This window comes from Paraglaciecola sp. (assembly GCF_030730205.1).
GTDB lineage: Bacteria > Pseudomonadota > Gammaproteobacteria > Enterobacterales > Alteromonadaceae > Paraglaciecola.
On record NZ_JANQVQ010000197.1, the window covers coordinates 30,427 to 41,915 of the forward strand.

11 protein-coding genes are annotated in these 11,489 nt (G+C 43.0%); 10 read left to right on the forward strand and 1 reads right to left on the reverse strand.

Annotated features, from left to right (window positions below; translation table 11 throughout):
* The first annotated feature begins 4 nt into the window (after window positions 1-4).
* Window positions 5-4,087, forward strand: a complete 4,083-nt coding sequence (locus NWQ57_RS13355; protein WP_306022650.1) for a PilC/PilY family type IV pilus protein — start codon at window positions 5-7, stop codon at window positions 4,085-4,087.
* A gap of 2 nt (window positions 4,088-4,089) precedes the next feature.
* Window positions 4,090-4,560: a type IV pilin protein gene (locus tag NWQ57_RS13360; RefSeq protein ID WP_306022651.1), complete on the forward strand. Its 471-nt coding sequence runs from the start codon at window positions 4,090-4,092 to the stop codon at window positions 4,558-4,560.
* 216 nt (window positions 4,561-4,776) lie between these two features.
* Here the strand turns inward: NWQ57_RS13360 and NWQ57_RS13365 are convergent, their stop codons facing one another.
* Window positions 4,777-5,322 (reverse strand): GspH/FimT family pseudopilin, encoded by a 546-nt coding sequence (locus tag NWQ57_RS13365; RefSeq protein ID WP_306022652.1) that lies wholly within the window; start codon window positions 5,320-5,322, stop codon window positions 4,777-4,779.
* Between the two features lie 154 nt (window positions 5,323-5,476).
* Between NWQ57_RS13365 and nadE the strand changes: the two genes are divergently transcribed.
* The 8 genes from nadE to dnaX all read left to right on the forward strand — a co-directional run.
* On the forward strand, window positions 5,477-6,307 hold the full coding sequence (gene nadE, locus NWQ57_RS13370) for an ammonia-dependent NAD(+) synthetase (RefSeq protein WP_306022653.1): 831 nt from the start codon (window positions 5,477-5,479) through the stop codon (window positions 6,305-6,307).
* 22 nt (window positions 6,308-6,329) lie between these two features.
* Window positions 6,330-6,668 carry a P-II family nitrogen regulator gene (locus NWQ57_RS13375; protein ID WP_306022654.1) on the forward strand — a complete coding sequence of 113 codons (339 nt, stop codon included), beginning with the start codon at window positions 6,330-6,332 and terminating at the stop codon, window positions 6,666-6,668.
* A 165-nt stretch (window positions 6,669-6,833) separates the two neighbouring features.
* Complete coding sequence (locus tag NWQ57_RS13380; RefSeq protein WP_306022655.1) at window positions 6,834-7,280, forward strand: hypothetical protein; 447 nt, start codon at window positions 6,834-6,836, stop codon at window positions 7,278-7,280.
* A 59-nt stretch (window positions 7,281-7,339) separates the two neighbouring features.
* On the forward strand, window positions 7,340-8,188 hold the full coding sequence (locus tag NWQ57_RS13385) for a DUF692 domain-containing protein (RefSeq protein WP_306022656.1): 849 nt from the start codon (window positions 7,340-7,342) through the stop codon (window positions 8,186-8,188).
* A complete protein-coding gene (locus NWQ57_RS13390; RefSeq protein ID WP_306022657.1) occupies window positions 8,188-8,943 on the forward strand; it encodes a DUF2063 domain-containing protein in 756 nt (251 codons plus the stop codon). Before NWQ57_RS13385 ends, NWQ57_RS13390 begins: the two co-directional genes overlap by 1 nt.
* Before the next feature lie 113 nt (window positions 8,944-9,056).
* On the forward strand, window positions 9,057-9,179 hold the full coding sequence (locus NWQ57_RS13395; protein ID WP_306022658.1) for a hypothetical protein: 123 nt from the start codon (window positions 9,057-9,059) through the stop codon (window positions 9,177-9,179).
* Window positions 9,180-9,215: 36 nt separating this feature from the next.
* Window positions 9,216-9,752 (forward strand): adenine phosphoribosyltransferase, encoded by a 537-nt coding sequence (gene apt, locus NWQ57_RS13400; protein ID WP_306022659.1) that lies wholly within the window; start codon window positions 9,216-9,218, stop codon window positions 9,750-9,752.
* 9 nt (window positions 9,753-9,761) lie between these two features.
* Window positions 9,762-11,489, forward strand: a 1,728-nt coding sequence (gene dnaX, locus NWQ57_RS13405) for a DNA polymerase III subunit gamma/tau (protein ID WP_306022660.1), incomplete at its 3' end; no start/stop codon positions are given.

Here is an 11,489-nt window from a genome sequence, read left to right on the forward strand (position 1 = left end):
TTTTATGAATACATTACGTCAAATAAATCGGGTATTTTTGTTACTTTCGGCTTTGTGTTGCGCTCATGTCGCACTGGCAGACGACCTTGAAATTTACTTAGGTACATCCGGCTCGCAAGTGACTTACAATCCAAATGTACTTTTTATTATGGACACTTCGGGCAGTATGACAGGTAGGGACGATGGCTCTCAGTCACGCATGTTGCGGGTTCAAAATGCCCTCAAAGAAACACTCTCTTCCGTTACCAACATTAATGCAGGTTTAATGCGATTTTCTGACTACGGTGGGCCTGTTCTCTATCCGGTTCGCCCCATTGATGACGCTGTGCGCCCAGAAATTATTACCTCAATTAGTCAAGGCAGTGACGATGCTTTCGAAATTAGCTCAAGTGTCACTGTAGGTGCTAACACCCTAAAATTGTCTGAAAGTACTACGCCAGTAACTGTGGGTATACGTTATCAAAATTTGAATATTCCAAGAGGGGCCACCATTACTAGTGCTTTTGTGCGCTTTACCTCAAATAATTACAATGTAGCAAGCACTGAATTTACGATCAGCGGTGAGTTAGTTGGTAACGCCAGTGAGTTTTCTAATACTGCGAGTAATATCACTAGTCGTGCCAAAACCGCCAACTCTGTGTTGTGGAATACGGACAACGATTGGCCAGTGTCTAACGAAACAATTTCAACGCCAGATATCACCAGTATCATCCAAGAGATCGTCGATCAAAGCACGTGGTGTGGCGGTAACGCGCTAAGTTTATTGATTGAAGGTGTGGGCAGTTCGAGTAGTAGTGCAAGACAAGCAAAAGCCTATGAAGAAGGCTCTGGTTTATCACCACAGCTAGTCATCACTTATGACGACACAACGGCTACAGGCTGTGTGAAAGGCGGTTATACTTATCAAGTTAGTTCGCAGCGATACAATGCTGAAGAGCGCTCAAATGGTTATGAGTCAACGGGTAGTGAACTTGGCTTTTCAAGTGGCTCAAATGACTATGTAGGGGTGATTTTTAGAAATGTCGCCCTACCAAGAAATGCTGCAATATCGAATGCTTACCTAGAATTTACCGCCTATCAAACCAGCTCTAGTAGCTATGCTTCAATGAATATTTATGGTGCCAATGTTAATGATGTAGGCAACTTCAATAATTATGACCGCTATGAACTACGTAACATCGCTAAAACTGCTGCGGTAAATTGGGCTGACATCCCTCGTTGGTACCGAAACTATACGTATCAGAGTCCTGCCGTCACCAATATTGTGCAGCAGATTGTTAATCGCAGTGGGTGGAATGCGGGCAATGAAATGATGTTTATTATGGCTGATTTCAACGGAACTCGAGGCGCATATAGCTACAATGGGCAACCCTCTGGCGCCGTTAAATTAGTCATTGAATTTGAAGGACAAGCCACGCCAGGGCAAACATCAACGGTGCGGGACCACCTCATAAGCCAAGTCGACTCGCTCAGCGCGGAAGGTTTTACACCGATTGTTGATACCCTATATGAGGCGGCCAACTATTATGCCGGTTTCAATGTGGACTATGGCTTGAAACGAGGCGATAGCTCAACTTCTTCTTCGGTAAGACGAAATACCAGAGTAAGCAGTCGTTTAAGTTATATTGGGGCCGACTCTGTGTTACCTAGCGGCTGTACCTTGGATAATCTCAGTAGTTCATCCTGTGTGGGTGAATATATTCCCAGCGGCGCACAATATGTTTCACCGATTACTGACAGGCAATGCCAAACCAATAACCATATTGTATTGTTGTCCGACGGCGAAGCGAATAACAACCACAGCGTTAGTAAAATAGAAAGTATGTTAGGTTTATCTTGTCGCGGTTCCGGCGGAGAAAAGTGCGGCTTGGATTTAATCCGTAATATCGGTGATGCCGATGAATCGGTGATCGACTCAAAAATCTATACCCATACCATCGGTTTTGCCGCCAATAGTACTGCAAATGCATTTTTAAATGACTTAGCAATTAATGGGAATGGTGGCTTTTACACGGCATCGAATACCGAAGATCTAGTTGATGTGTTTGCATCCATTTTGAAGACAGTAAAGGATGTTAACGCCACGTTCGTCTCACCCGGGGTAGCAGTTAATCAACTCAACCGATTGACCCACAATGATGAATTGTATTTTGCACTATTTAAACCAGCTGAAGGCACGTTGTGGCCTGGAAATGTAAAAAAATACAAATTAGATGGCGCAGACATACTCGATAAAAACGGCAACAATGCGGTAGACAGTTTAACCGGATTTTTCAGCGACAACGCCCACAGCTATTGGTCAGTGTTAGCTGATGGCAATGATGTCCGCGATGGCGGAGCGGCAAGCCAAATGGGTTTGCCCCGCAATGTCTACGCGTTTTCTGGTCCTGGCACGATTATGACCACAGCGAATTTAGTCCATGAAGACAACAATAATTTTACGGTGAGCGATTTAGCCCTTGGGTCGGTAGCCAACTCAAGTACGGTCAGAGAAACCTTACTAAAATGGGCTCGGGGTGTGGATGTTCGAGATGATGATGGGGATGGACTTGATACCGATGCCCGTTTGCAAATGGGCGACCCGATTCATTCGCAGCCTGTTATTGTTAACTATTCTCTTACTGAGAGCGCTGTCTTGGTCGCAACAAATCATGGTTATCTGCATTCGTTCGACCCTGAAACAGGCACCGAAAATTTTGCCATTATGCCCAAAGAATTAATGGAAAATTTGTATGACTTTTATCGTGATAGCTCGACCTTTACTCACATATATGGCTTAGATGGCGACATGGTGTTGCGTTCAGTGGGTAACAATAAATATCTTTATCTGGGTATGCGCCGAGGAGGTAAAAATTATTATGCTCTTGACGTTAGCAACAAAACATCCCCCTCTTTATTATTTAAAATAGAAGGCGGTGCAGGGGAGTTTGCTAAGCTAGGGCAAACATGGTCGAAACCCACTGTCACAAAAATTCGAGTAGGGAGCACGGCTAAAAATGTGCTGATTTTTGGTGGTGGCTACGACGCCGACCAAGACAGCAAATTGACGCGCAGTGCCGATAGCACAGGTAACGCGGTTTTCATTGTTGATGCTGATTCTGGTGCGCTCATTTGGTCTGCGAGTAACAGTGATGCCAATTTAAATCTCAGTGATATGCAATACAGTATTCCCGCCAGAGTATCGGTCATTGACCGAGACAATGACGGCTTTGCCGATCACATGTACGTGGTAGATATGGGCGGCCAATTGTTTCGTCTCGATATTCACAATGGAGAGGCTATAAGTGACTTAGTCACCGGTGGTTTAATGGCTGACTTTGGTGGTGATAGCAATACGGATAACCGCCGGTTTTATTATGGCCCTGATGTCACTGAAATTAGTTTAGGTGCAGAGCACTATTATGCTGTTGCTCTTGGCTCTGGCTATCGAGCTCACCCTTTAAACAGTGAGATAGAAGATCATTTTTACATGATAAAAGACACTGGCGTTTTCACTTTTGACGAAGACGGCAATTACAGTCTACCCAGCCCTGTGTTGAGTATTTCTAGTTTGTATGATGCAACGGATCATCTGTTAAGCTCGTCTGACAGCACCTTACAGCAAATAGAGGCGAATAATTTTGCACAACTTTCCGGTTGGATGATCAGGCTTGGGGCTGGTGGTGAAAAAGTGCTCGCTTCACCCTTGATATTAGATTATCAAATTATCTTTACCACTTACTTACCGGCTACGGCGAGCACAAGCTCTTGTGCACCGCCATCAGGCAATAGTCGCGCATACTTGGTTGAGCTAGTTAACGGCAACGCGGTCACCGACTTAAATCAGGATGGGGAGCAACAGCATCAAGATCGGTACGCACAGTTAAAACAAACGGGTATTGCGCCTGATACCAAAATCTTGATTGAAGATATTATTAAGCCCATTGTTTGCTTAGGCACTGAATGCGCTTCAACGGTAATCCAGCGAGACAGCAATGGAGATCAAATTGCCTGTAACTCAGATTTTGAATGTTTAGCCGAAAATATCTACAGTAACTTTGAACGAGTACAAAAAAGCAGTTGGAAAACTGAAATAGAAAGGCAGTAACAATGTATTCAAATAAAAAAAATAAGAGTGCGGGATTTACCTTAGTTGAACTGATGATCGTGGTAGCCATTGTTGGCATTATCAGTATGTTGGCCTATCCGAGTTATCAAGGCTTTATCAAAAGCAGTAACCGGTCTGCTGCACAAGCTGATTTAATGTCATTGGCAGCAGCAATGGAGCGCCACAAAGCAGCGAGTTATAGTTATAAAAAAGCAGCAGTCTCTGGAGCAGATACTGGCAGTCCAGCCAACTTTCATAAACACAGCCCTTCTGCTGAGCCTTATGCTAATCGCAAATATGATCTTCTTATCAGCCAAGCAACAGGTAGCACGTATTTAATCGAGGCAAAACCAAGTTCTAGCAGTGCACAAGCCGGTGATGGCAGTTTGTTTTTTTACAGTGATGGTCGACGTGCGTGGGATAAAGACAATAGCGGCGCTATTAGTGGTGCAGAATATTGCTGGAGTTGCTAACTAAAGCGAATAGAGACGTTTGTGACGTACTTGGTTACACAACCTTAGTTTTCACGTCTCTTGGTCGCTGAAACTCTGTTTCCGTCTCAAGTTAACAAGGTGATAAGAAGAGCGGTAGCCGATGAGCCTAACAAGCTAAACGTTTAAAAATGTTTAACGTTGTGTCCATTTGAGTCCGTTTGATTTCATTATCCAGGCTGGGAGCACCCCTTCAGATTAGGGACAACTGAGTTCAGTACCAGTGGTGTCTTCATGAATACCATTTCTATCACTATCAGTGCTCATTTTTACTCGACCTTGAAGAGTAATTGTGATTTGCCTAGCGTATTCTGCTTCTTTGTCGGTATGACAAATTAACAACGTATAGTTGCCTGATGCCTCACCATTTGGCAAAAACATCAGTGAATTTGCCGGGCCAGTTACATAGTTATTTGGTGAAATTGCTTCAGTGGTGGCGATTAGCTCTTCGTCTGAACCCCTATCTCCATTTCCGTCAATATCAATAAAAACGATTTTTGGGGCGTCCCAATCGTTGCTGCAAACGGAATAGTCAGATGAGGGGCACACAACCGTGCTGATTTGTTGATCAATTGAATTATTTCGAGCAAACTGAATAACCGCACTTAATTCATTGATTTGTGAGGCTATTTTATTTTTTATTAAGATGCTCTGAATACTGGGTGCCACAGCTGTCATAATAATTGCTACGATCGCTAAACTGATCAGGATTTCGATGAGGGTTACCCCTTTTTGATTCGCCACTGCCGCTCCTTTTAAACTTATTGAGATAACATAAACTAATTTAAGAAAAATTTGGTATAAATTGTGTTGTCATGGTTAGAATTGCTATACACAAGGACAAACCGATGATTTGATCGGTTTACAAAATATTGAGAAAAACGATAGGTATTACACGATGTTAGCTGCCACAATAATTGAACAAATGCGAGTTCTCTCGCACATTGAGCCTGCTTTTGAAGTTAGACGTAGGGTCGACTTTATAAAAATGCATTTACTGAATAGCGGGATGAAGAGTTTAGTATTGGGTATCAGTGGCGGTATAGATTCCTGTACCTTAGGAAAGCTGGCACAACTTGCAGTGAACGAGCTAAATGAAGAAAGAGATGAAGGCTTTCAATTTGTTGCGGTCCGTTTACCCTATAACGTTCAGGCCGATGAAATAGACGCCCAAGCATCAATTGACTTTATCGAACCTAGCCATAGTGTTGCTGTTAATGTTCAACCTGGCGCTGATGCTATCGACCAACAAACTAGCTTGGCCTTGAGTGCACTTGACTTACTGCCCGAAAGTGAAACAAAACGTGATTTTGTTAAAGGCAATGTTAAAGCTCGCACACGCATGGTGATTCAATATGAAATAGCAGGCATGTTAGACGGCCTTGTCCTTGGAACCGATCATTCAGCAGAAAACATTACGGGTTTTTACACCAAGTACGGTGACGGCGCTTGTGACTTAGCGCCTCTATTTGGTTTAAACAAACGACAAGTTAGGCAAGTTGCGGCATTTCTCGGCGCACCACAAAACGTGATCACTAAGGCGCCAACTGCCGACCTTGAAAGTCTTGCGCCGCAAAAAGCGGATGAACTCGCTTTAGGCCTCAGTTATGATGAAATTGATGACTTTTTAGAGGGCAAGGATGTTGCTCAACATGTGTCAGATAAACTCATTAGCATATTTGTAAAAACGCAGCATAAGCGCGTACCAATTCCAACTATTTACGATTAATCTAACCTGCAGGGATATAAAGATGAAAAAATTAGAAGCCATAATCAAACCGTTTAAGTTAGATGATGTTCGTGAGTCTTTAGCACAAATTGGGGTAAATGGGATGACAGTAACCGAAGTAAAAGGCTTCGGTCGTCAAAAAGGTCATACAGAGATGTATCGGGGTGCAGAGTATAACGTCGATTTTTTACCCAAAGTTAAGTTGGAAATCGTGATTGTTGATGAGCTCGTTGAAAGAGCCATTGAAGCAATAATGAACACCGCGCAAACAGGCAAAATAGGTGATGGCAAGATATTCGTCTATGACGTAGAACGCGTCATTCGGATTCGTACTGGCGAGGAAAACGAAGAAGCCGTTTAGCGTGTAATGGCTTAATAAAGATTCTGTTTTTAGTGACTTTGTGAGGTGTTAACAGAAATACAAATTAATTTGTATTTAATGTGAAATAAAGTTGAGTGGGCTATGGTCTATGTTATTGACGTTATCAACCCCGCAAATTTTGTTGTTAAATTAAAGGATAAACCAATGAATCAAATTAAAAAAACGGCCATCGCATCGACTATTGGTGCCGTAGTGATAGGCTCGCTTGCTTCTGTGAGCTTGCAAGCCAATGCAAACCCTTTTGAAATGCAATCTCTTGAGTCTGGTTACATGTTAAGCCTCGCTGAGGGCAGCTGTGGTGGTGACAAAGCTGCCAAGGTTAAAGATAAAGAAGGTAAATGTGGTGAAGGCAAGTGCGGCGGCGATAAAGCGAAAGCCATGGCCAAGGACATGAAAGAAGGTAAATGTGGCGAAGGCAAGTGCGGCGGCGATAAAGCGAAAGCCATGGCCAAAGACATGAAAGAAGGTAAATGCGGCGAAGGCAAGTGCGGTGGTGATAAAGCGAAAGCCAAGGTTCAAGATAAAATGAAAAAAGAAGGTAAATGTGGCGAAGGCAAATGCGGTGAAGGCAAATGCGGCGGCCAAGCGTAAGCTACTACAGCAATAAAAAGGCCAGCCAATGCTGGCCTTTACTTTTTTAAGGAGCCTTTATGTCTAACAAAATTCCATTTACTGGTGCGGGTTTAGGGCTTAGAAGAGAAATGTTGGACCAACTCAGCCCTGTTCCTCAACAAGTTGATTTTTGGGAAATAGCACCAGAAAATTGGATCCCATTAGGCGGTAAATATCAAAAAGTGCTTCGTCAACTTACCGAACATCATTACTTTACCTGCCATGGGCTGTCTCTTTCCATCGGCAGTCCGGCGCCTTTAGACGTGAACTTTGTGAAGAGTGTTAAACATTTTTTAGACGAGCATAACATTCAATTTTACAGTGAGCATCTGAGTTATTGTTCGGGTGAAGGTCATTTGTATGATCTTATGCCTATCCCTTTTACAGAGGATGCAGTGAAGCACGTGGTTGCCCGCATTAAACAGGTTCAAGACATTATTGAACGACCGCTCATTCTAGAAAATGTGTCCTATTATGCGTCGCCCGGCCAAGAAATGACTGAACAGGCGTTTACCTTAGCCATATTAGAAGAGTCGGGCTGTTCGCTCTTACTTGATGTAAATAATATTTACGTCAATTCAATTAATCATGGTTACAATGCTGAGCAGTTTTTAGCGGCGATGCCCAGTCATAAAATTGCTTATGGGCATATTGCAGGGCATTTTGATGAAGCAGATGATTTGAAGGTAGATACTCACGGCGCTGATGTCATTGAACCTGTCTGGCATTTATTGCAGCAGGCTTATGCACTTCACGGTGTATTTCCAACGCTATTAGAGCGGGATTTTAATATTCCACCGATGCCCGTTTTATTGCAAGAAGTCGAAAATATAAAATCAATCCAAGCTCAGTTTAGGCCCACGACGGCTTCACAAAGGTTGGCGTAATGACCGACTTTAAAGCGATACAGCAGCAATTTATTGCTCATTTGAAAGACCCCGATAATGTGGCTTTTGATTATGGTATTGAAGACCGCAGACTTAAAATATATCGTGAATTGTTTTTTAATAATATCCTTGGTTTTCTCAGTTCTGGATTTCCGGTACTCGCTTCGATTTACCAAGAACAAGAATGGTTAAGACTCGCTCGCCAGTTTTTTGCTAGCCACCGTTGTCGATCACCTTACTTTACCGACATTAGTTTGGAGTTTGTTGAATATTTAAGCAGCGAACATCAAGCAACAGATTACGATCCGCCTTTTCTGAGTGAGCTTGCACATTACGAGTGGTTAGAGTTATCTATTAGTATTAAAAAATGCTCCGAACCTTTAGTCGTTTGGGAACCAAATAAAGATGATTTTCCCACTCTGATACAGTTTTCACCCTTGGCAACCTTAGTCAGTTATCATTATCCAGTCCATCGCATTAGCGTGGATTTTCAGCCCCATTTGGCGGAAGAGCCCGTTTATCTCGTGGTATATCGAAATAATAAAGACGACGTGAATTTTTCTTTAATTAATCAAGTCAGTGCTCACCTGTTAAATGTGATCCAGCAAAACGCGCACATAGGGATGTCAGAGTTGTTAGCCCAGATGCAATCTGTTTTACCGCAAATTAATCCTGCACAACTCAACTTGTCAGTGCAAAATATTGTTGAACAAATGTTGAGCAAAGAAATATTGCTGCCAACAAAATGTGATTAGTTTTGTTGTCAAAGGACCTTTGGCAAGGTAAAAGCTACCATTTTGAGGTGGTTTGCATTACCATCTTGCCCCTTATATAAAATGCTATTTATTTGCTTCTTAGGAGTTTGGTTATGCAAAATGAAAACGAAGTCATCGACCCATTCAACTGGTCCTATGTTTTTGCCGCATTAATCGTTTTATTAGCCTTTCCATTGTTAAACGCCATTGTCGGTTGGTTTGTTTTTTATCTATAAACCGCAATAAATTTTTTACTTACTACGGGGAAATTCGTGTCCGCCGCTTATATAAAGTCGGTCATTAAGACCGTGCCTGATTATCCTAAACCAGGGATAATGTTCCGTGATGTCACCTCAGTATTAGAGGACCACACCGCCTATTCGCAAACCATTGCATTGTTAGTTAAACACTATGCACCAATGGGATTCGATAAAGTTGCTGGTACAGAAGCGCGAGGTTTCCTTTTTGGCGCACCTCTAGCGATTGAGCTTGGCATTGGGTTTATTCCTGTGCGCAAGCCTAGAAAACTGCCAAGAGCCGTGATCAGCGAAAGCTACGAATTAGAATACGGTACTGATTCTCTTGAAATTCACCAAGATGCGGTAAAGCCCGGTGAAAAAGTGTTGATGTTAGATGATCTTCTGGCAACGGGTGGAACAATGATCGCTACGGCAAATTTAATCCGTCGTTTGGGGGGGATTGTTGAGCACGCTGGTTTTGTTATCTCTTTGCCCTCTCTTGGTGGTGAGCAAAAATTAACACAAAACGGCGTAACCAGTTTTTCAATTTGTGAGTTTGAAGGCGAGTAACAAAAAAGCATGAGTTATCAGGTATTAGCCCGTAAATGGCGTCCCAATAGTTTTGCCGAATTAGTTGGGCAAGAACATGTTGTATCCGCTATTTCGAATGCCTTAGATAACGATAGATTACATCACGCTTATTTGTTTACAGGCACCCGAGGAGTAGGCAAAACTACCATCGCGCGCATTTTTTCTAAAAGCTTAAACTGTGAATTAGGTCTAAGTGCAACACCATGCGGAAAATGCAGTACCTGTGTAGAGATTGAGCAGGGCAACTTCATCGACATGTTGGAGATCGATGCGGCCTCGCGTACTAAAGTCGAAGACACCAGAGAGTTATTAGATAACGTGCAGTATCGTCCAAGCAGAGGGCGCTACAAGGTGTACCTTATCGATGAAGTTCACATGTTGTCGAAACACAGTTTTAATGCTTTGCTTAAAACGCTAGAAGAGCCGCCTCCTCATGTGAAATTTTTGCTGGCCACGACGGATCCACAAAAGTTACCTGTCACGATATTATCTCGCTGTTTGCAGTTCAATCTAAAAGCCTTATCGCGCAGTCAGATATCACAGCAGTTGGCCTTTATTCTGCAACAAGAACACCTTGAGAGTGAAAGCGAAGCGTTAAATCAGTTAGCTCGGGCTGCACAGGGCAGTATGCGCGATGCACTCAGTTTAACCGACCAAGCCATAGCCCAAGGCAATGGGGTTGTTAGTCTATCCATCGTGACGGATATGCTTGGCTTGATGGACAAAAATGTTGTACTCAAGTTACTTAATGCCCTCTTGCAAAAGCACAGTGATGAGGTCATGGCATCGGTTGACAAAATGGCTATGCAAGCAGCTGATTTTAGTCAGGTCTTAGCAGAGTTGATGAGTCTGTTGCATCAAGTTGCTTTGACCCAACTCGTTCCAGACGCCTGTAAACTTGAAACTATATCGGCTCGTGCGATTTATCAAATTGCAAAAGGTGTTGCCCCAGAGCATATCCAACTACTTTATCAAATCGCGCTATTGGGCAAAAAAGACTTGCCCCATGCTGCGGATGCTCGGTCTGGTTTAGAAATGACCTTGCTTAGAATGCTAGCCTTTTGCCCAGATAATATCAGTTTAAATCCTGAAGACATCAATTCGCTGGGCACACAAGCTCTGACAAGTCAGCCTGATGTAACGCTTGCGCCTGAAAAAAAGGTGACAGTTGCTCAACCGTCTCCTGAGACAATCTCGCTGCCAGAGCCAGAGCAACCAAAGGCGGTTGATATACATACTCAAGCTAAAATATACAAAAACCTTGAGCAAGGTATCCAAACTCATCCAGAGGCTCATCATGCTAAAGTGGAAGTAGATCATAATGATGATTACCCCCACGTCGACTACGGCATGGATGAAGAACAACAAAATTTAGCTGACAGCGCCTATGAACAAGAATTGTTTGCTCAACAACAAACCATTGTTGAACAGGCTGAATACTATGGACACAGTGAGCAAGTCGCCACACCTGACGCAGCTCAGTCAAGCCCTCAATCCTCTTTAAGCACCACTGAAACAATGATTGCTTTGCGTAAAAAGCTGCAGCAGTCACAGGCGGCTATGGAGGAAAAGTCACAGGCTGAAAAAAAGCCAGTAAAGACTGATGTTCCTAATTTAGCCTCAATTCGCCTTCCTAAAAGTAATGATAGCCTGACAGAATTAAAGAGTATTACAGCGGCTGTTGAAGTAAACACTGAGCCACGTTCTACTGCTGTT

Coding starts and splice junctions, on each gene's coding strand:
- NWQ57_RS13355 (WP_306022650.1), top strand. CDS start 5: ATGAATACATTACGTCAAATAAATCGGGTATTTTTGTTACTTTCGGCT.
- NWQ57_RS13360 (WP_306022651.1), top strand. CDS start 4,090: ATGTATTCAAATAAAAAAAATAAGAGTGCGGGATTTACCTTAGTTGAA.
- nadE (WP_306022653.1), top strand. CDS start 5,477: ATGTTAGCTGCCACAATAATTGAACAAATGCGAGTTCTCTCGCACATT.
- NWQ57_RS13375 (WP_306022654.1), top strand. CDS start 6,330: ATGAAAAAATTAGAAGCCATAATCAAACCGTTTAAGTTAGATGATGTT.
- NWQ57_RS13380 (WP_306022655.1), top strand. CDS start 6,834: ATGAATCAAATTAAAAAAACGGCCATCGCATCGACTATTGGTGCCGTA.
- NWQ57_RS13385 (WP_306022656.1), top strand. CDS start 7,340: ATGTCTAACAAAATTCCATTTACTGGTGCGGGTTTAGGGCTTAGAAGA.
- NWQ57_RS13390 (WP_306022657.1), top strand. CDS start 8,188: ATGACCGACTTTAAAGCGATACAGCAGCAATTTATTGCTCATTTGAAA.
- NWQ57_RS13395 (WP_306022658.1), top strand. CDS start 9,057: ATGCAAAATGAAAACGAAGTCATCGACCCATTCAACTGGTCCTATGTT.